At 37.9% G+C, this 20,187-nt stretch carries 22 protein-coding genes; 6 read left to right on the top strand and 16 right to left on the bottom strand.

Annotated features, from left to right (window positions below):
• Positions 1-162: 162 nt before the first annotated feature.
• Together C9J34_RS13185 and C9J34_RS13190 are read right to left on the bottom strand one after the other, a co-directional pair.
• Entirely contained in the window at positions 163-960 is a 798-nt protein-coding gene (locus tag C9J34_RS13185; protein ID WP_153062633.1) for a tetratricopeptide repeat protein, read from the bottom strand.
• Between the two features lie 13 nt (positions 961-973).
• The gene (locus C9J34_RS13190) at positions 974-1,867 is read right to left on the bottom strand and encodes a LysR family transcriptional regulator (RefSeq protein ID WP_107840519.1); all 894 of its coding nucleotides are present in this window, start codon (positions 1,865-1,867) and stop codon (positions 974-976) included.
• Between the two features lie 179 nt (positions 1,868-2,046).
• On the opposite strand from C9J34_RS13190, the gene C9J34_RS13195 reads away from it, so the two are divergent.
• Positions 2,047-2,793, top strand: a complete 747-nt coding sequence (locus C9J34_RS13195) for an alpha/beta hydrolase (protein WP_107840521.1) — start codon at positions 2,047-2,049, stop codon at positions 2,791-2,793.
• A gap of 73 nt (positions 2,794-2,866) precedes the next feature.
• Here C9J34_RS13195 and C9J34_RS13200 read toward each other — a convergent pair whose 3' ends face one another.
• Together C9J34_RS13200 and C9J34_RS13205 are read right to left on the bottom strand one after the other, a co-directional pair.
• The gene (locus tag C9J34_RS13200; protein ID WP_107840523.1) at positions 2,867-4,219 is read right to left on the bottom strand and encodes an S-layer homology domain-containing protein; all 1,353 of its coding nucleotides are present in this window, start codon (positions 4,217-4,219) and stop codon (positions 2,867-2,869) included.
• A 425-nt stretch (positions 4,220-4,644) separates the two neighbouring features.
• Entirely contained in the window at positions 4,645-5,934 is a 1,290-nt protein-coding gene (locus C9J34_RS13205; protein ID WP_107840553.1) for a glycoside hydrolase family 18 protein, read from the bottom strand.
• Between the two features lie 144 nt (positions 5,935-6,078).
• On the opposite strand from C9J34_RS13205, the gene C9J34_RS13210 reads away from it, so the two are divergent.
• Entirely contained in the window at positions 6,079-6,543 is a 465-nt protein-coding gene (locus C9J34_RS13210; RefSeq protein WP_107840525.1) for a YusW family protein, read from the top strand.
• A gap of 154 nt (positions 6,544-6,697) precedes the next feature.
• Positions 6,698-7,498: a YwqG family protein gene (locus C9J34_RS13215; protein WP_107840527.1), complete on the top strand. Its 801-nt coding sequence runs from the start codon at positions 6,698-6,700 to the stop codon at positions 7,496-7,498.
• Positions 7,499-7,654: 156 nt separating this feature from the next.
• On the opposite strand, the gene C9J34_RS13220 is transcribed toward C9J34_RS13215, so the two are convergent.
• The 3 genes from C9J34_RS13220 to groES form a co-directional block, all read right to left on the bottom strand.
• Positions 7,655-8,209: a GNAT family N-acetyltransferase gene (locus C9J34_RS13220; RefSeq protein ID WP_107840529.1), complete on the bottom strand. Its 555-nt coding sequence runs from the start codon at positions 8,207-8,209 to the stop codon at positions 7,655-7,657.
• 147 nt (positions 8,210-8,356) lie between these two features.
• A complete protein-coding gene (gene groL, locus C9J34_RS13225; RefSeq protein WP_107840531.1) occupies positions 8,357-9,994 on the bottom strand; it encodes a chaperonin GroEL in 1,638 nt (545 codons plus the stop codon).
• Positions 9,995-10,109: 115 nt separating this feature from the next.
• Positions 10,110-10,394, bottom strand: a complete 285-nt coding sequence (gene groES / locus C9J34_RS13230) for a co-chaperone GroES (RefSeq protein ID WP_107840533.1) — start codon at positions 10,392-10,394, stop codon at positions 10,110-10,112.
• A 194-nt stretch (positions 10,395-10,588) separates the two neighbouring features.
• On the opposite strand from groES, the gene C9J34_RS13235 reads away from it, so the two are divergent.
• Positions 10,589-11,338, top strand: coding sequence for a CPBP family intramembrane glutamic endopeptidase (locus C9J34_RS13235; RefSeq protein WP_193769004.1), 750 nt, complete (start codon positions 10,589-10,591; stop codon positions 11,336-11,338).
• Positions 11,339-11,379: 41 nt separating this feature from the next.
• Here the strand turns inward: C9J34_RS13235 and tatC are convergent, their stop codons facing one another.
• Positions 11,380-12,201 (bottom strand): twin-arginine translocase subunit TatC, encoded by an 822-nt coding sequence (tatC, locus tag C9J34_RS13240; RefSeq protein ID WP_107840535.1) that lies wholly within the window; start codon positions 12,199-12,201, stop codon positions 11,380-11,382.
• 18 nt (positions 12,202-12,219) lie between these two features.
• On the bottom strand, positions 12,220-12,432 hold the full coding sequence (locus C9J34_RS13245) for a twin-arginine translocase TatA/TatE family subunit (RefSeq protein WP_107840537.1): 213 nt from the start codon (positions 12,430-12,432) through the stop codon (positions 12,220-12,222).
• A 131-nt stretch (positions 12,433-12,563) separates the two neighbouring features.
• Between C9J34_RS13245 and C9J34_RS13250 the strand changes: the two genes are divergently transcribed.
• A complete protein-coding gene (locus tag C9J34_RS13250) occupies positions 12,564-12,890 on the top strand; it encodes a hypothetical protein (protein ID WP_107840539.1) in 327 nt (108 codons plus the stop codon).
• On the opposite strand, the gene C9J34_RS13255 is transcribed toward C9J34_RS13250, so the two are convergent.
• Positions 12,887-13,513, bottom strand: a complete 627-nt coding sequence (locus C9J34_RS13255) for a redox-sensing transcriptional repressor Rex (protein WP_107840541.1) — start codon at positions 13,511-13,513, stop codon at positions 12,887-12,889. The two genes, C9J34_RS13250 and C9J34_RS13255, sit on opposite strands and share 4 nt — an antisense overlap.
• Before the next feature lie 129 nt (positions 13,514-13,642).
• On the opposite strand from C9J34_RS13255, the gene C9J34_RS13260 reads away from it, so the two are divergent.
• Complete coding sequence (locus C9J34_RS13260; RefSeq protein WP_107840543.1) at positions 13,643-15,574, top strand: ABC-F family ATP-binding cassette domain-containing protein; 1,932 nt, start codon at positions 13,643-13,645, stop codon at positions 15,572-15,574.
• A 36-nt stretch (positions 15,575-15,610) separates the two neighbouring features.
• On the opposite strand, the gene C9J34_RS13265 is transcribed toward C9J34_RS13260, so the two are convergent.
• From C9J34_RS13265 to C9J34_RS13290, 6 genes are all read right to left on the bottom strand, one after another.
• The gene (locus C9J34_RS13265; protein WP_107840545.1) at positions 15,611-15,982 is read right to left on the bottom strand and encodes a hypothetical protein; all 372 of its coding nucleotides are present in this window, start codon (positions 15,980-15,982) and stop codon (positions 15,611-15,613) included.
• Positions 15,983-16,457: 475 nt separating this feature from the next.
• Complete coding sequence (gene tsaD, locus C9J34_RS13270; RefSeq protein ID WP_107840546.1) at positions 16,458-17,474, bottom strand: tRNA (adenosine(37)-N6)-threonylcarbamoyltransferase complex transferase subunit TsaD; 1,017 nt, start codon at positions 17,472-17,474, stop codon at positions 16,458-16,460.
• On the bottom strand, positions 17,475-17,918 hold the full coding sequence (rimI, locus tag C9J34_RS13275; RefSeq protein ID WP_238600655.1) for a ribosomal protein S18-alanine N-acetyltransferase: 444 nt from the start codon (positions 17,916-17,918) through the stop codon (positions 17,475-17,477). It abuts the gene before it with no gap.
• A gap of 3 nt (positions 17,919-17,921) precedes the next feature.
• Positions 17,922-18,617: a tRNA (adenosine(37)-N6)-threonylcarbamoyltransferase complex dimerization subunit type 1 TsaB gene (gene tsaB / locus C9J34_RS13280; RefSeq protein WP_107840547.1), complete on the bottom strand. Its 696-nt coding sequence runs from the start codon at positions 18,615-18,617 to the stop codon at positions 17,922-17,924.
• Positions 18,614-19,066 (bottom strand): tRNA (adenosine(37)-N6)-threonylcarbamoyltransferase complex ATPase subunit type 1 TsaE, encoded by a 453-nt coding sequence (gene tsaE, locus C9J34_RS13285; RefSeq protein WP_107840549.1) that lies wholly within the window; start codon positions 19,064-19,066, stop codon positions 18,614-18,616. The genes tsaB and tsaE overlap by 4 nt, the downstream gene beginning before the upstream one ends.
• A gap of 391 nt (positions 19,067-19,457) precedes the next feature.
• Positions 19,458-19,787 (bottom strand): hypothetical protein, encoded by a 330-nt coding sequence (locus C9J34_RS13290; RefSeq protein ID WP_107840551.1) that lies wholly within the window; start codon positions 19,785-19,787, stop codon positions 19,458-19,460.
• Between the last annotated feature and the right edge of the window lie 400 nt (positions 19,788-20,187).

Below are 20,187 nucleotides of genomic sequence, written 5' to 3' on the forward strand. Positions count from 1 at the left end.
TCAAGAAAAATAAAAACTGAAGATTCAGAACTAATTCGTGCGACAGTAGTGAAACATCTTATACCTATAATACTTTCAGTACATTATACCTTTTTAAACAAAGATGAAAAATAAGTATATATACCTATAATAAAAATCACATAATATAACTTAATATCCAAATTAATTATTTTGCTTTGCAGCTTGATGCCATTTTTGTGCCTCTCGTTCATTGTGTTCAACAATTAGTCCCTGTTCATAATGTTTAGCAAGCTGCCATTTTGCCTCTGTATCGCCTAATAAGGCTGCTTGCTTAAAATAATGCAAGGCCTTTGCCCCATCCAGCATCTGATACTGCGGCTCAGCAAAAATATAGCCTAAATTAAATAGTGCATCGATATGATACTCTGTAGCAGCCATTTCAAAAAATTCAATCGCTTTTTCGACATTTTGTTGTTGGCTTAGCAAGCCTTCTAAATAAATCATTCCCACTTGATACTGTGCCTCTACATAGCCGCCACTTGCTGAGCTTATATAAGAGTACAGTGCTTTTTCTTTATTTGCTTCTATGCCTAAACCTTGCTCATACATGATGCCTAATGTAAACATCGCCTCTACTACTCCTGCTTGTGCCGCCTTCATAAACCAATTAAATGCTAACTGCTCATCCACTTCTACGCCTTCACCATTCAAATACATATCCGCTAAATTATTAGCCGCATCCGCATGATTTTGCATTGCCGCTTTTTCATAATAATTGAACGCTTTTTGCTCCTCCCCTTCTACAAAATAATAATTAGCCAAGGCATATTGCGCCTCTGCCTCATCATCTATTTGCTTTAACCAAGACATTTTCTCACTATGCCAAGCATTTTTTTCACATAGCTCTACAAGTTTATATATCGCACTTCGTTCACCGCATTTAGCCATTTCTAGCTGCTCAGACCAATATTGTCGTTCTTGAATAGGGATTTTGTGCAACAAATCGTTCACCTCATTTATTTTGTTCTTTTATTAATGTTTCAATTAAAAAATCTTTAAAATCATTTGCAGCTGGTGAAATATAGCGATTTTTCACCCATGACACACCTATTTTTCGATAGCAAGGTGGTTCACTGATGCGTATTTTTTTAACATTAAATTGATCTAATCCTTTAATATTTGGAATTAATGACACGCCGAGCCCTGAACCAACGAAGCCTGCTACAGTATGCATTTCCTCCGCAGAGAAAGTTGTATTCGTTGTCACACCGACTGATTGAAATAATGTATCCACCATTTGACGTAGTGAATTACCTCGTTTAATCGAAATAAATGGATCATCTTTAATCTCAATTAATTTTATATAATCTCGTTCTGCTAAATGGTGATTTTCTGGCACAATGACAAAAAGCTCCTCCGTCCACAACTCTACCCAATGAATATCTAAAAGCTTCGATTCGATTTTTTGCGATAAACATAAATCGATATCGCCATCCTCCAAAAGCTTTAATAAACGCAAGGATGTTGACTGCGTTAATGTAAATTGCATATTTGGATATTTTTCTGAAGTATGTGCCATTAATTCTGGCACAACACCCATACCAAGCGTATGGATAAAGCCAAAGGAAACTTCTCCAAAGCCTGGCTTCGTAATTTCAGCAAATTCCTGCATCACTTTACTATGCTCCGCTAAAATAATATCTACACTTTCTAAAAATAATGCACCATAGCGATTTAAAAAAATCGAGCGACCTTGTCGATCAAATAGCGGTACACCTAATTCTCGCTCAATATTGGCAATCGATTTACTTAAAGCCGGCTGCGAAATGCTCAACTGTTCTGCAGCTTGTGTCATATGCTGTAATGTTGCAACTATTTTAAAATAATATAATTGTTGAATTTCCATTTTATCACTCCTTTCAATAACCAAATGGAATCAAAATGATAGAAATAATAAATTGTATTTATGTTTTTTCGTGACTATAATAAGCTTTAATAACATCGCTTAACAAAAAACAAACATAATTACAATAACTAAAATACATTTTTCTTAAAACTGTCATATTTTATAAAGGGGATTTTACTATGAAAATTGTTGCACCGAAGCCTTTCACAATTGAAGCAGGCAATCGCGCAGTATTATTATTACATGGTTTCACAGGAAATACGAATGATGTTAAACGTCTTGGTCGTTATTTATCAGACCGCAGCTACACAGTACATGCACCTTTATATAAAGGTCATGGTAGTGACCCATCGACATTAATTCAAACAAATCCTAAAGAGTGGTGGGATAGCGTAATTGAGGGCTATGATACATTGCGCAATCTAGGCTATGAGGAAATTGCTGTAGCAGGCGTTTCACTTGGTGGTATTTTTTCATTAAAGCTTGGTGCTGAACGTCCAACAAAAGCAATCGTTGCTATGAGTGCACCAGCTATCGCAAAAAATACAGAAAGCCTCCAAAACCGTGTCATCGACTATACAATTAATTATAAAAAATTATCAGGTACATTTGACGAAGCAACTGATAATCGTTCAACAATTGCAAAGGCAGTAAAAATGCCCTCACTTGAATATTTACAAGGGATGATTAATGATACAAGTGCAAAGCTAGATAATATTCAAGCACCTGTCCATATTTTACGTGGCTTACAAGATGATGAATATTATTGCGATAGCGCAGACCTTATTTATAGCTCTGTCAAATCTCGTATTAAATCCGTCAAAACATTTATTAACTCTGGCCATATTTTAACGCTTGGCCAAGAACGTGAGCTTGTTTTTGAAGAAGTATACCGCTTCTTTGAAGGCTTGAAGTGGCAAGAATGACAAAAAGCTGTATGAAAAGCATGCTTCCGCAAGGCTTTTCATACAGCTTTCGTATTTTTATTGAAGAGGATAACTATTCAAACCATGTCGAAAAAACAAAATCCGTAATTATTTGAGCTGCTTCTGCACGTGTGACTTCATTTTTAGGCGCAAACTTGCCCTCACCTTTACCTTTGTCAATTTCCAACTCATATAGCATTGTAATCGCTTTTTGTGTTTCCACATCATAGTATTGAATATCTTTAAATGGTGCTATTTTCTTTGGCTCATAAGATTTTTCAAATACATACTCATATAAACGCGACATCATTAACGCCATTTGTGCACGTGTTACTTTTTCTTCAGGCTTTAAATAATTGTCGTTCCCTCTCATAATCCCCGTTTCATATACTGCGGCAATTTTTTGCTGCGTTTCTTCCGCATAGCCAGAAATATCTTTAAATGGTGCAGCTTGTGTCGCCTCAATTCCAAGGACATTTCCCATAATCGTTGCTACATGAACGCGCTTCAATGCTTGATCTGGCTTAAATGAGCCATCTTCGTAACCACTCATGATACCTGACATGGCAATGAAAGAAATATACTCCTCTGCCCAATGCCCTTCGGTATCAGTAAACGTCAAAAATTCAATTTCTTCAAAGCTCTCTGCATTTTCATAGAAATAATAATAAAGCTCTGTTAAAAATAAATCGGCAACTAATTTATAACCAGCTTCACTTAAATGAATATTTTGTGGATTAGGTAAATATGTTTTAAAGTCCTCTGCAATATAGCTAGCCGTTTCTACAAAAAGTGCCATCCCATTATAAGCTGCATCTTGAATTATTTTATTAATTGCTGATACAAGTGCATCTAACTGAACTTGTAGATCTTCATCTAAATAAGGAAACGGATTATAGTAACCCATTATAAATACAACGGCATCTGGATTAATCGTTGCAATTTCTTTTAAAATTGCTTCATAATTTTTCCCCATCTGTTGAACGCCTTCGAAAGCGCCCTTCAAGTCAAATTCTAACGTTTCTTTATTAAAAGATTTTAAGATATCATTTGCGCCTGCGCTAATTGTAATCACTTCTGCATTCGCAATTGATTCACGTATTGCTACGGATTCACTTTGTAGTCCATCTACATTGTAAATTGGCTTCGTAACATTATTTTTAATATCGTTTAATACATCTAGTGTCGTATAACCTGGATAGGAAAAGCCCTTATTATATGAGCTTAAATTATATTCCTCCGCCATGCTAAATGCTAAAAAATCCGCATAGCTAAGCCCAAGCTCGCCTGTCTCCTGAATACCAGCTGCAAGCGAATCTCCTAATGCTAAATAATCAATACCTTCTGCTTCTTGCGCACTTACAGACATCGGTAAAACTAATTGTAATACTAAAAATAAAATAGCAACTAGTTTAAAAGCTCTCATTTCAAGAATCTCCCCTTTAATTTAGTAGTAAACGTAAGTTTTAACAGCTTGACCACGTTTTTATTAGTATACAGTATTCATAATGTTTGAACACTCGCTTTATAATAATTTTTCCTTCTATTATTATATATACGAGCCTATTATCCTACTATTTCCGCAAGAAACAATTCAAAATATCTATGTTTTGAAAATCAATCTTTACTTATTCACCAGTGCGGAACTACAAGATATCGTTGGCAGGTTACTTTGTCATACATCTCTATTGAAATGTGAAATAATGTAAAATTATCTCTTTGAATAAAGGTTAATTATAGTCAACGATTACGAACCTCTAGAAAGCTTGCACTGTTCTACATGACTTAACATTCCAAAAAATAACTGACTGGAAAGTAGTGCAGTAACCTACTTTCTAGTCAGCCTCTTTATCACCTTTTCACAATATTAAAATTATCTGCCAGTAACAGCCAGTTTTGTGGGAACGGCAAGCCTAAACGCCAGTATGCTATGCCTCTCAAATTCAATTTTTTCATTAAGTCAAACTTCGCCTGAATCGACCTTGCATCCTCAAACCACACAACATGCTGCTGTCCATCTTGATCAACATAATAGAAGTAAGGAGCTTGCGCAGTCGTATCATATTGAATTGCCGCATGATAACGTTTGGCTAACTCAATCGCTCTTTGCGGGCTTAATGCCGTCGCCCTCGTTTGTCCTTGTACGAAAGGTAAAGGCCAATCATAGCCATACAAGTTTTGCCCCATCATAATTTTGCTCGCAGGCATTTTCGTCAGCGCATAATTTAACACGCGCTCTACCTCATTAATAGGGGAAACTGCCATCGGAGGCCCTGTTATATAGCCCCATTCATACGTCATTAGCACAACGAAATCTACAACTTCTCCAATCGCTCCATAATCATGCGCAACTTGCCACGTTCCTTGCGCCTCATCACTCGCCTTTGGTGCAAGTGCCGCCGATACTAAATAGCCTGCCGGATGAAATTTTTCACCCGCTCGTCTTAAAAACTGCACATAGGCCTCGCGCTGGCTCGCAGGCAATGCTTCAAAATCAAAATGAATATCTCTCACATTACCAACTCTATTCGCTTCTGCTAGTACATTGTTTAACAAGCGCTCCTGCACCGCACTACTTTGTAAAATATCTTGTGCGAGCTCACCGCTAAAATTACCTTCCTCTAAATTCGTCACAACGAGCGACATAACTGCACCTGCTTGCCGCGCGATTGATGACAATTCTCCAGATGGCGGAACTTTCAACGAACCATCTCGCTTTGCTTCATAGCTAAACAGGGCTAAATAAGTTAAATACGGGCTAGCCTCGCGCGCCTGATTCGCCACATCCTCACTCACCGTATCGCCTCTTGGCTCAATATATGCCAAGGCCTCCGCATTGCTTTTCACTGTAGGTGGAATGTACAAACGAAGTCCTACAGACAATGTTTGATACGGATTAATCCCATTAATTTGTGCTAGCGTTAAATAATTCATTTGAAATCTTTGCGCAATCGACCATAAACTATCCCCTGCACGCACCGTATAAAAATGTCCATATATCGGTACAACTAATGCTTGCCCTACAACAAGCTGATCTGGCTCTGGAATTTGATTCGCCTGCACAATGACATCAACAGTCGTTCCATAGCCTTGCGCAATACTCCATAAACTTTCCCCAGCTCTCACCACATGGATTTGAATAGTAGCTCCTCCTATCAATCAGTTATGCTATCGGTAGTTTATGATAGTCAGCTAAATTTCATGTATAAAATATATCAGTGATTACTTTTTTATGAATTGGGTAATGAATAACAGTAAGTTCATGAAGAAAGTGAGGAGTTTATTATGAAAAAATCAGCTAAATGGATTATTATTCCGTTCATTGTTTTTTTATTAGCTGCTTGCAATAATAACAAAGTAACAGAAGTGCCTGTCACCACCCCAAGCAATCCAGATCATGCAGCAAATGCAAGTCATCCAGCTACTAACGTTCACCTCCCATTTACAAAGTTTTCATTGGAAGTATCCTATGGTTTAACTGAAAAATATGAAGTAGATTATGAAAATGATGCAGATGGAATCGAAGCTGAAATAGAAGATAAACTAAATGGTGAAAAACTGAAAGGCAACGACGCTTATATAAAGCTAGAACCATTATTACAAAAACTAACATTCGATGCGACAACAGACAATGCTAGCATTGTATCTGATGTACTATCTGTATTCGGATTACCTACAGACTATACAGGGTTCGAGCTTGAAATGCGTTTTGCAGATGGCACTGAAAAAGAATTTAAACTAAAGCAATAAAAATTTCCTATTAAAAAGCGTGAGAAATCTACTTAAGAACATTGATGTCTCACGCCTTTTAGAATTTCCTATAAAATTTAAGCAATTTATCCCATTGCTCATAAAGAACATTTGTTCTAAAATTGATTTAACTTAAATTTTAGGAGGCCATTGCATGACAAATAAATCGACTTTACAGCTCCCTCAAGAATTCGAGCAATATCGTGCTATCATTGAAGAAACAGTACAACCAGTTGTGCAGATTAACACAATTGAACGTAATACGACACTATTTGAAAGCAAATTTGAAGGTAACCCTTACTTCCCTTTAACAATGGAATATCCTAAAAATGAACAAGGGCAACCATTGAAATTATTAGCACAAATCAATTTTGCAGATGCGCCAAAGCATCTTCCCCACTTTCCAACTGAAGGAATTTTACAGTTTTACATCGATGGCTATGATGATGTATTAGGAATGGATTTTGATAATGGGAAAAATCAAGCTGGCTTTCGCGTTATTTTTCATGAGCAAATCATTCAAGATGAATCACAATTAATACAGGATTTTTCCTTTGTTCAATTACAGGACGAGGAGCTATATTTCCCTGTTGAAAAAGAAATGGCTCTAAGTTTTGATACAGCCTTTGAGCCATTAATGATTGATGATTTTCGAAGCAATGAGATTTATGCAACTATTCAACAACAATTAGAGGAAAATGAAGAATTAGAAGACAAATTTTATGATACATTTAGCGGTACAGGTCATAAAATAGGTGGCTACCCATTCTTCACACAAGAGGACCCTCGTGCTTATGGCGACTATACTGACTCTACAATTTTATTACTACAAGTTGATAGCATAGGTGACCATATTATGTGGGGCGATGTTGGTGTCGGCAACTTCTTCATTACAGAAGACGAACTTAAACGCAAAGACTTTAGCAATGTCCTTTATAATTGGGATTGTCATTAAAAAATGAATTCCCCTATCAACACGTTAAAAATGCGTTTATAGGGGAACTATTTTATTAGAATAATATATTTTCCTAATATAACTAAATAGTGCCGATTCTTTAAATAACCTTATGTCTATTATTCTTTTCTCTGTCATGCTTCCCAAACTCTCTATTTAGTTATGCTGTAAGCTGTTAATAATCCCATAGTGTACTAAATCCTCATACTTGCCATCCTTTACGATATGCTCCTTCAATACCCCTTCTCGTACCATCCCTATCTTCTCCATAACCTTACCTGAGGCAGGATTTGTTGCAAAATATCTTGCAAATACTTTATGCAGCTTCTTTTCTTCAAAAGCAAATTGTACCATCGCCTGTGCCGCCTCTGTCGCGTAGCCTTTCCCCCAATACGGCTCACCAATAAAATAGGCAAGCTCACCTTGGTTAAATTGTTTATTACTCGATAAAGCAATCCCGCCATAAATCTCATTCGTTTTCTTATCCGTCACTGCAAATTCGTAGGAACGATCTTCTATAAAATTGTCATAATGATACTCAATCCATGTCAGTGCATCCTCTACTTTATATGGATATGGTAAAGATAAAGTGCTTTTATAAATATTATAATTATTGCAAAGCTTTGCTACTACCTCTGCATCCGCTTTTTGAAATAATCTTAAAATAAGTCTGTCTGTTGTGATTGTTATGTTTGCTTGATTGTATCCCATTGAAGCTCCCCCTTCGTAACATAAACTGTATGACTATTCTAACTTTTTGCATGTAAAAAAACCACCTCTTATATAAATAAGAAGTGATTTTTTACTGTTTGCTACTAAATTGTAGTAAGTTTTCAGAATTGTGTGTGTGCCAGGCACCTACATCATGCCAGGCATACCCATGCCGCCCATATCAGGCATACCGCCGCCTGCACCTGCTGGCTCTGGAATGTCTGCTACAACCGCTTCTGTTGTTAAGAACAGAGCTGCTACAGATGCTGCGTTTTGTAGTGCTGAGCGAGTTACTTTTGCTGGGTCTACTACGCCTGCGTCAATCATGTTTACCCAGTCGCCTGTTGCTGCATTGAAGCCGATACCTACTTCTTCGCGTTTTAAGCGGTCAACGATGATTGAGCCTTCTAAGCCTGCGTTTTCAGCGATTTGGCGTACTGGTTCTTCCAATGCACGTAGAATGATTTTTACACCTGTTGCTACGTCGCCTTCTACTTCTTCAAGCACTTTTTCAACTGCGCCATAGACGTTTAATAATGCCGTACCACCACCAGAAACGATACCTTCTTCAACCGCTGCACGCGTTGAGTTTAATGCATCCTCAATGCGTAGTTTGCGCTCTTTTAATTCTGTTTCTGTTGCAGCACCAACTTTAATAACCGCTACACCACCAGCTAATTTTGCTAAGCGCTCTTGTAATTTTTCTTTATCGAACTCTGAAGTTGTTTCAGCAAGCTGTGCACGAATTTGGCCAACACGTCCTTCGATTGCTACAGAGTCGCCTGCACCTTCAACGATTGTTGTGTTGTCTTTTGACACAACTACTTTTGCCGCGCGACCTAAAGAAGTAATATCTGCTGATTTTAAATCTAAGCCTAAGTCTTGTGTAATCACTTGACCGCCAGTTAAAATTGCGATATCTTCTAACATTGCTTTACGACGGTCACCAAAGCCAGGCGCTTTTACAGCTACCGCGTTGAATGTACCGCGTAATTTATTTACTACTAATGTTGCTAGAGCTTCGCCTTCAACATCTTCAGCAATAATTAAAATTGGACGACCTTGTTGTACCACTTGCTCTAATACAGGTAAAATTTCTTGGATGCTTGCGATTTTTTTATCTGTAATTAACACATATGGATTGTCTAATACAGCTTCCATTTTATCTGTATCTGTTACCATGTAGTGAGATGCATAACCACGGTCAAATTGCATACCTTCTACTACATCAAGCTCTGTTGTGAAGCCTTTTGATTCTTCAATTGTAATAACGCCATCATTACCAACGCGCTCCATCGCATCAGCGATATATTGACCAATTTCTTCGTCTGCTGAAGAAATTGCTGCTACTTGTGCAATCGCTTCTTTGTTTTCTACTGGACGTGAAATGGCTTGAAGCTCTGTTAAAGCTGCTGCTACTGCTTTATCAATTCCTTTGCGGATCCCTACAGGGTTTGCACCAGCTGTTACGTTTTTTAAACCTTCACGAATCATTGCTTGCGCTAATACTGTGGCAGTTGTTGTACCATCACCAGCGATTTCATTTGTTTTTGATGCTACTTCTGCTACAAGCTTTGCACCCATGTTTTCATATGGATTTTCAAGCTCGATTTCCTTTGCAATTGAAACACCATCATTTGTAATTAAAGGTGAACCGAATTTTTTCTCTAATACAACATTGCGCCCTTTTGGACCTAATGTTACTTTCACCGCGTTTGCTAATTTATCTACACCTTGAAGCATTAATGAACGTGCTTCTTCTGCGAATTTAATATCTTTTGCCATTGTCAAAAAACCTCCTGAAAATAATTATCCATTCGTGTTATATGCTGCTGAGCCTTAACTCATGACTTTTTCTGTTAGATGCGAGGCAAGCAGACTACTTGCCTGCACTATTTTATTAACCAATAATAGCTAATACATCGCTTTCACGTAAAATTAAGTATTCTTGGCCGTCATATTTTACTTCAGTTCCTGAGAATTTTGAGAAGATAACCTCGTCTCCCTCTTTCACATCAAGCTCTACGCGTGTACCGTTATCTAATACACGACCTGTCCCAACTGCCACTACTTTACCTGTTTGTGGCTTTTCCTTTGCCGAGTCTGGTAAAACGATACCAAATGCCGTTTTTTCCTCTACCTCAACTAGTTCGATAATGATACGATCACCTAATGGTTTTAACAAGTGAAACAACCTCCTACAAAATATTAAATCTTTGGATTTATTAGCACTCATTCATAAGGAGTGCTAACACACTTACTATATTAAATAATCTATAAATTTTTTGCAAGCAAGAACTACAAAAAATTTTCATTTATTGCGAACTTCCTCTACAATAAAGAAAGCATAACGTATTATAGTTACAGAAAGTAGGTTTTATGCACGTGACTTCTCTTAGTTCTCCAAAATTCAAAACGCAAAAAACAGCATTGTATGTATTGCTGTTATACATTGTCGCTTTATTATCAGGTATCATTTTAAAAATTCCAGGTGTAGGAAACTTTTTCTTCAATTTACTACCAGACTCAGAGTATAAAGTGTTCGTTCTAGCTGCTTGGTGGAATACAATTGCCTTCCTAATCGCTTTAATTATTATGGGGCTTTTGATGAGACGGAATAAACAATTTTTTGATGTTTTTAAAGGACCACGCGCTTCCATTGGCGTCACAATCGGCTGGGGCATTCTCGGGGTATTTTTAGCATTTTCCGGTCAAATTGTTGCTTCACTAATTGAAGTCTATGTACTAGGTATTAAGCCAGGCTCTGAAAATACGCAAATGATTATGGATATTACACGTATTGCACCAATTATGGTGGTCACTTCAGTATTGTTAGCACCCATTTTAGAGGAGCTTGTATTCCGTCGTGTTATTTTCGGCTCTTTGATTCAAACACAAAACTTTTGGGTTGCAGCTTTGATTAGTGCTTTCGTGTTCGCACTAATCCATAGAGATTTCACGCATCTATTAGTGTATACAGTAATGGGTTTAATTTTCTCCTTTTTATATTACAAAACAAAGCGCTTATTAGCACCAATCATTGCGCATATGGCTATGAATGGCTTAGTTACATTAGTCCAATTAAATGCCGATAAAATACAGCAAATGACGGATACGCTGCCAAAATAAAAGAAGCTGTTGGAAAACTTTCACTTTCCAACAGCTTCTTTTTATTTATTCATCTCTTCCATTTGTCGACGTTGCTCTGCTAACAATGCCTCTACTTGTATTTGCTGAGCTACCTCCTGCTCCTCACGTTGACGTTGCTCCTCTGCTTGTAAAAATTTCTTATAGCCTATTTTTGAAATGACGATACTTAATTCATACAAAATAAATAACGGAATCGCAACGATTAAATTTGAAATAAAATCAGGCGGTGCTAAAATTGCCGCAAGTACAAATAATACAAAATAAGAGTATTTACGGAATTTCACCATTAACGTTGGGTTTAAAATACCGATACGTGCTAAAAATAACGTCACAACCGGCAATTGAAATATAATACCAAAAGGTAAAGTCAATGTTAATAAAAAAGAGAAAAATTCATTAATTCCTATCGTTTGCTGAATTTCTAAGTTATTCGATAAATTCATCATAAAATGCATGACATATGGAAATAACACGAAATAAGCAAAGGACAGCCCTACTAAAAATAAGATAAATGAATAAGGTATATATTTAAGTGTCGCCTTGCGCTCTGTTTCAAGCAAGCCAGGTGTAATAAACGACCATAACTGATAAAGCAACATAGGTGACGTTAAAATAAATGCCACAAGAAACATCACCTTTAAAAACACAGCTAACGGATCTGTTGGTGTAAAGGCGTTTAATGTAAATTGAGCAGCCTCTGGGCTATTCTGAATATATTTAATTATCGGCTCTGTCAAAAAAAAGCTACCTATAAGCGCCAAAACAAAGAAGAACGCCGTGACAACAAGGCGACTTCTTAATTCTTCAACATGCTCTATGACAGTCAGTTCTTTTGGATTCATATATAAGACATCCTTAACTTACTTAACATTATCGTTATCTTTATGTTCAATAACTTTCTTTTTATCATCTTCATCATCTGCCAAGCCTTTAGTTGCTTGTCTGAACTCTCGAAGTGTAGAGCCCATTGCCTTGCCAAGCTCTGGAAGCTTCTTCGGTCCAAAAATCAGGATGGCAACAACACCGATAATAACAAGGCTTACTGGTCCAATCGCACTTAAATGGATTTCCATTACGCCACCTCCTCTTCATGTACATTTTAACGCATTGTGCGCTATTTGGCTAATACAATAGTTGTGAAGAATTTCGTAACTTTGCTATAATGAATAGAAATATTTACACTATATAGATAGGAATTACCAATATGACTAAATTTAGAATACGTAAATGGCTTAAATTACAGCACCAAAAAGAAATAACAATTACAGCCGAAACTTACCAAAATATTGGTGAATATAGCTTCGTCAAATTGATTATTGTGGGCTCAAACAATGGTTGGATTATAACTGTTCAGCCCGAAGCTTTCAAGATTATGCAATCCCCTTACGACAAAGATTCCCTCACCTATTTAGTAAGAGATGTCATTGCGACGTGTAGGAAACAATACTTATCTGGAAAAGTCTATATAAAGCGTCCACTTCATCGCTATATGTACCCTAGCATGCGTAAAAGAAATAAACACCGTGTTTAATTACGGATTAAATAAATCAATGCCTGTAGCTCAACAGACAAATCAATATTCATCAATTTCATTGTTTCCGGTATATTCAAACGAATTGGTGTAAAGTTTAAAATCCCTTTCGCATTCATCTGTGCTAAGCGATCTGCCATAGCCTGTGCGGAGCGTGCTGATACGGTTAATATAGCTAATTCCGCATTGTACTTCTCATACATTTCCTCTAGGCGGTCTGGGTGGAAAACGGGGATATCGCTAATCTCCGTACCTTCCAACGGTGCTTTTGAATCAAATGCTACAACAATACGCGTATTATGGTTTTTTTGAAAATTATATTTTAAAAAGGCATTTCCTAAATTCCCTACTCCGATTAATGCGACATTCGTTGCCTCGTCCTGATCTAGTGTTTCTCTAAAAAACTGCAATAAATGCTGAACATCATAACCATAGCCCTTTTTACCGAGGGCTCCAAAATATGAAAAATCTCTACGAATCGTTGCCGAATCTATTTTCATCGCCTCGCTCAGCTCTTGAGACGATACCCGTTGTTTTCCTTCATTCGCAAAGTTTTGTAAAAATCGGTAGTACAAAGGAAGCCTCTTCGTAGTTGCTTGTGGAATTTTCGTTTCTTTGCTCACATGTAATCCTCCTGCAATCTAGTTCGAAGTCGTTTTCATCTTACTAGACATGGGCGAATAAGTAAAGTATCCATCATTGCGCCAAGCATGCGTATCTATTACACTTAAAGCATGAACTGAGGTGTAAATATGATTGTTTTACAAGTAAATCAACTATATAAATCATTTATTACGGATGAAATATTAAGCGGTGTGAAGCTAGAAGTACAGCATCGCGATCGTGTCGCACTTGTTGGGCGCAATGGTGCTGGTAAATCCACTTTATTAAAAATTATCGCAGGGCAAATGTCCTATGACTCTGGAGAAATCATTATTCCAAAGGATATTAAAATTGGCTATTTAGAGCAGCATGCAGGGTTGGACTCTGAACTTTCGATATGGGATGAAATGATGACGATTTTTATAGGACTACAGCAAATGGAAAAAAAGCTCCGCACTTTAGAGCAGCAAATGGCGGAGCCGACTGTTTATGAAAATCAAGAAGCTTACGCAAAGCTCATGGCTGAATATGATCAGTTGCAGCATGATTTCAAGGATGCTGGTGGCTATCAATATGAAGCTGATACGCGTTCGGTGCTTCACGGCATGCAATTTTTCCCTGCTGATTATGAAAAGCCGATTCGCTCATTATCAGGTGGACAGCGCACACGTTTGGCCTTAGCAAAACTGCTATTATCCAAGCCTGATCTTCTTATTTTGGACGAGCCAACGAACCATTTAGACATCGAAACATTAGCTTGGCTTGAAAATTATTTAAAAGGCTATGCTGGAGCAATTTTAATCGTTTCACATGACCGTTATTTTTTAGACCAAGTTGTATCGATCGTTTATGAAGTATCACGTACACGTGTCACAAAATATACTGGTAACTACAGTGCTTATTTAGATGAGAAAGCGAAAAATTATGAGCGTGATATGAAATTATTTGAACGTCAACAAGATGAAAAAGCAAAAATGGAGGCGTTCATTCAAAAAAATATCGCCCGTGCATCAACAACGAAAATGGCTCAGAGTCGCCGTAAAATGCTTGAGCGTACAGAATGGATGGATGCTCCTGATGGTGACGAAAAATCCGCAAGCTTTGGCTTTACAATTGATAAACAAAGCGGCAATGATGTACTAGCAGTTGACGCGCTCACTGTTGGCTATCCCGATAAGGAAATATCACGCAACATTCAGCTGCGTCTTTTCCGAGAAGACCGCATTGCGCTCGTCGGTCCAAACGGTGTCGGTAAATCGACCTTATTAAAAACGGTTGTACAGGATTTACCGCAGCTCACTGGAGATATTCGTTACGGTACAAATGTGCAAATTGGCTATTACGATCAAGAACAGGCGAAGCTCAATTCCAATAAATCCGTTTTACAAGAACTGTGGGATGAATGGCCATTAATGAATGAAAAGGATATTCGCACAGTACTTGGTCGATTCCTGTTCAGCGGTGACGATGTTGGCAAATCCGTCAACTCTTTATCCGGAGGTGAAAAAGCCCGCCTAGCACTTGCAAAACTGATGATGCAAAAGGCAAACTTCCTTGTGTTAGATGAGCCAACCAACCATTTAGATTTAGATAGCAAGGAAATTTTAGAAAATGCTTTAATCGACTATCCAGGTACATTACTATTCGTATCACATGACCGTTATTTCATTAACCGTATCGCCACAAAGGTCGTAGAATTAGCCCCAGATAGTTCCTTTGAGTATTTAGGTGATTATGATTACTATGTGGAGAAAAAGCAGGAACTGGCCGAACTTGCGGCGATGAAGGAATCTTCAGCAGTTGAAGCGTCCTCTATCGCAAAAGTCTCAACATCTACGATTGATAAAGATGCGAAAAAACGTGAGCGGCAAATTCGTCGACAGTTAGAGGAAATTGAAGGAAAAATGACCGCACTCAATGAACAGATTGCCGTTTTAGAGGAGCAGCTATGTAACCCGGCTATTTTTTCTGATCATGAAAAGGCACTTAACATTCAAAATGAATTAGATACTGTCAAATCAGCACACGAAATATTCGAAATGGAATGGCTAGAGTTGAGTGAAGAGCTGGAAAATCTATAAAATAAAGGACATTGAGCCCCTATCGCTCAATGTCCTTTATTTCACTCTCCTTAACGGTGGCTTTTTATATTTTAAATTACGATATGCCCCGTATGTCCCATATACCCAGCCAAAAAGCACTGTAATCACGATTGCAATAATCGCATTCAATAAATTTGCATACGTTTTTTTCATGCGAAATAGGCGATAGCTTCCTATACGAATACTTTCATACACTCTTTTTATATCAGGTCTGCCATAAACAATAGCTAGAGGGTAACAAGCAATGGCTATAAAAATAAGCAAACTTGAAAATGAATATAAAATATAAGTGCCGAATACAGTAAGACTAAGTAGCCATAAAACGATACCCGCTAAAATAACTCCGATAATTAATAACAGTATCATTGAATTTTTAGTTTGTTTCAATAAATACTCCCTCCTCTATTTACACAGTTACATTTCTACTTTATATTACATATATATTGGTCAATATACAAATTTCGATAAAATTAGCCCACAATTTTATTCACAATTTAATTGCAGTCATATCAACATATCAACAGACTTTTCCACATTGTCCACAATTAAAAATTATTTTTTCCACATCACTGTGAGGAAAACCACATACTATATATTGATAAATCACAACTTACCCACAAGTTATCCACAAATTGTGCATAAGTACGAATGTTCTTATTGACATTTTGCACTTTTCTATTCACAACCTGTGGATAATTTTCAGAAAACTTTAACCTTTTTTATAATGATGCTTTTTTGAGCATATCGACAACAAAAAACAATATATTTTTACATTATGCTTGGTGATAGTAAAAAATGCTGCGACCCATTAAAATTTCTAACGGTCCCAGCATCTATATTTGTAGCTATCAATTTTGCTTCTTCATACCCAACTTTTCAATTCCATCCCTGGGCGACCATTCATCATCATACTTCCACGCACACCCGCCTCGTACATTTTCGCACCAGCGGCACCAATCATCGCTGCATTATCGGTACACAGCTTTAATGGTGGCACGTAGAACGGAACATCCTCTTGCTTAAAAGCTTGTTCAAGCGCTGTGCGTAAGCCCTGATTTGCCGCAACACCACCAGCTGCAATCACTTGCTTCACATTATATTCGCGCGCCGCACGCAATGCTTTTGTCGTTAACACCTCAACAACGCTATCTTGAAAGCCTTTTGCTACATGTGCTGCAACAAATTCCTCACCACGTTGATCCATATTATGCTTATAATTGATGACAGCCGATTTCAAACCACTAAAGCTAAAATCATAGCTATCTTCCTCTAACCAAACGCGTGGGAAAGCCACTGCTTCCTCTGCTTCATGTGCCAATCGGTCAATGTGTGGCCCACCTGGGTAAGGCAAATTCAAGACGCGCGCTACTTTGTCATATGCCTCACCAGCTGCATCGTCGCGCGTTTCACCGATTAGCTCGAAGTGTCCATGCGCTTTCATATAGACAAGCTCTGTATGCCCACCTGATACAACAAGCGCTAATAAAGGAAATTCCATTGGCTGCACAAGCGCATTGGCATAAATATGCCCTGCAATATGATGTACACCAACAATTGGTAGCTGGTGTGCCCAAGCAAAAGCTTTTGCTGCATTAATGCCAATTAATAATGCGCCAACTAGCCCAGGTCCTTCCGTAATAGCTACTGCTGCTAGGTCACTCGGCTGTAGCTGCGCTTCTGCCAGTGCCTCCTCAATCACAATCGTCACCTGCTCTACATGATGGCGTGAAGCAATTTCAGGTACTACACCACCAAAGCGTTTATGGCTCTCAATTTGAGAGGCTACGATATTCGATACAATTTTCGTACCATTTTGAATCACTGCTGCTGCTGTTTCATCACAGCTCGTTTCGATTGCTAAAATATATTGATTTTCCATTTATAATTTCACCCACATGACAAGAGCATCCTCTTGATTATCAGTATAATATCCTTTACGTAAGCCCCCATCTTGGAAGCCTAGCTTATAATACAAATTTTGTGCTACAACATTTGATACGCGTACTTCCAAGCTCATTGTTTCCATATTTGCTTCACGTGCAACACGCATCGCCTCACGCATTAAGCCTTCACCGATTTTTCTGCCACGCGCTGATTCTATAACCGCTACATTTGTAATTTGTGCTGCATCAACTACCATCCAGCTGCCACAAAACCCTAGAATTTCTCCATTTTCTTCAGCTACTGTATAATAAGCAAATTGATTCTCAGACATTTCATAATAGAAGGAATCCAACGTCCACGGCACAGGAAACGATGCCACCTCAATCGCATAAACCGTCTCCACATCAGCTACCGTCATTTTTCGATATTGTACCACCATCGCTTAGTTATTCTCCTTCTGTGCTTGTAACCAATTGGCCTCCGCCTCTGCAATGCGGCGGTATTGCGGCACAAAAGCATGTGTAGCATCAATGGAAGGCAACTCCTTATCCATTGCCAGGGCAACTAATTCTGAGGCACGAGGCAAATTCAACGTAAACGGTGCAAAAACTGCCTGATTTCCTAATGCTTGCTCAATCTGCTCTTTATATAATACAACGTCTTCACCAATAAATAGCGCCTGCTCTCCACGCTGCTTCACTTGTTCTAGTATATCAGCTATTGCATAATGCCCATCCTCTAGCACTGTAGCTTGCCTACCGTAAATAGCTGCATATACATGCTGACGTCTCGCATCGAATAAAGGACAAACAACACCGTTAAACAAACGACCATTCATAGCTAATACTTGCAAGCTCGATACACCAACTAAAGGCTTTTGCAGCGTCCATGCCAATGTTTTCGCTAATGTAACACCAATACGTACACCTGTATAAGCACCTGGTCCTTCTGATACTGCAATCGCATCAATTTCTGCTGGCTTAATAGATGCTTTCGCACAAAGCTCTTCAATAGCTGGCATAGCGCCTGCTGAATGCGTTACTTTTATATGTTGGACAACTTCTGCTACTATTTTTCCACCTTGCACTAATGCAATCGATAGCGGCGCATTTGCTGTTTCAATCCCTAACCAAATCATTTCATTAACTCCTCACAAAGCTCGATATAACGAGTGCCTATTGGCTCTAGAATAAATAATCTTTCCTGCTCCGCTATTCGCTTAATCGTAATTGCTAAACGCTCTTCTGGCAAATCCTCTTCAATTAAATGCGCCCACTCTACAACTGTTACCGCATCCCCATAGAAAATCTCATCCCATCCTAGATCTTCATCGCTATCCGCTAAGCGATAAACATCTAAATGATTTAAAGGTAGTCGCCCTTCATATTGCTTCATAATTGTAAAAGTAGGACTATTCACCGTTCTTTTAATGCCTAACCCTTTTGCTAAAGCTTGTGTAAAAGTTGTTTTTCCAGCCCCTAAATCACCTTCTAATGTAACTGTATATTGGGCTTCTAATCGCTCAGCTAAATTCAATGCAAGCTGCTCTGTTTCTTCTAATGAATATATATGTTTTTCAAATTTCATATAATTAGTCCTTCCCAAAAATGCATTACCCTTAGTTTACTCGAATGCGAAAAAATGTTCAAAGGACTACACATAAAAAAGAGACGTCTTTAGAAATGATTTCTAAAGGCGCCCCCCATCTATTTATCCCGCATTAACGGATAGCAATATTTTTTGTACCAAAAGCAAGTGTTTTCTGTGCGAAAGCGAAGCGACAAATACAAGATGCCCACCTCAAGACTTATGAAAAACAAAAAGGATAGGTGGCAATAGCTGTCCGTAAAAGCCTGATTGAGGCCAACATGATTTTAGTCACACAAGCGTTTTCACAGGATGTGAAGTTCTTAGCTTATGTTCCTTTATCAACAATCAGCTGGGGATTAGAAAAACCCCCACTGATTGAAATTTCACTTTATCGTGTCGAATGTCCTTTTAATTCAACCACTTTCTTCTCAACAAGTTGATCATTTTGAAATTGTATTTCATAGGCTTTTGTTAATGTATCCTCATCTTGCCAAATATATATTCCGTCTTTTTGAAGTGTCCCCATACCTTTTGCCGTATTTACAACATCAAGATAGCTCATGCCTTCCTCTAGCTGATTAAATTCCTGCTCACTCATATATTTCTGCCATACATAGGCATTAGAATCCTCTATATCAATTAGTTTTCCATGTTCATAAGCTACACAACTATTTAAACTAAGTGTAACAACCAGCATACTACTAAATTTCTTGAGCATACAATTCACCCCCGAAACTCTATAACAATACATACCCATTATGAACATTTTGAAAACCATTATTTCGACAAAATTCGAGTTTTTATTAAATTATTACATCCAGATTTTTTATTCACTCTTAATAATTATTAACCTAAAAGAGTTACAATAGGTATCAATGGTTAACTGACCTACGTTGTATAAGTTTCCCTTTCAAAATCTTTAATATCCTTCAAAAGAATTGGGATTAACATGGTGTTGACCACTTTTGATTATTACGTTACGCTTTCTCAGCAAACGTTTAGTCATCTCATCGAATCAAAATAAAAAAGCCTTCATAAGCATAATAGATGCTTACAAAAACTATAAAATGGCGGTCCCGACCGGGATCGAACCGGCGATCTCCTGCGTGACAGGCAGG

The organism is Metasolibacillus meyeri, from assembly GCF_003049505.1.
In the GTDB taxonomy this organism is placed as follows: domain Bacteria; phylum Bacillota; class Bacilli; order Bacillales_A; family Planococcaceae; genus Metasolibacillus; species Metasolibacillus meyeri.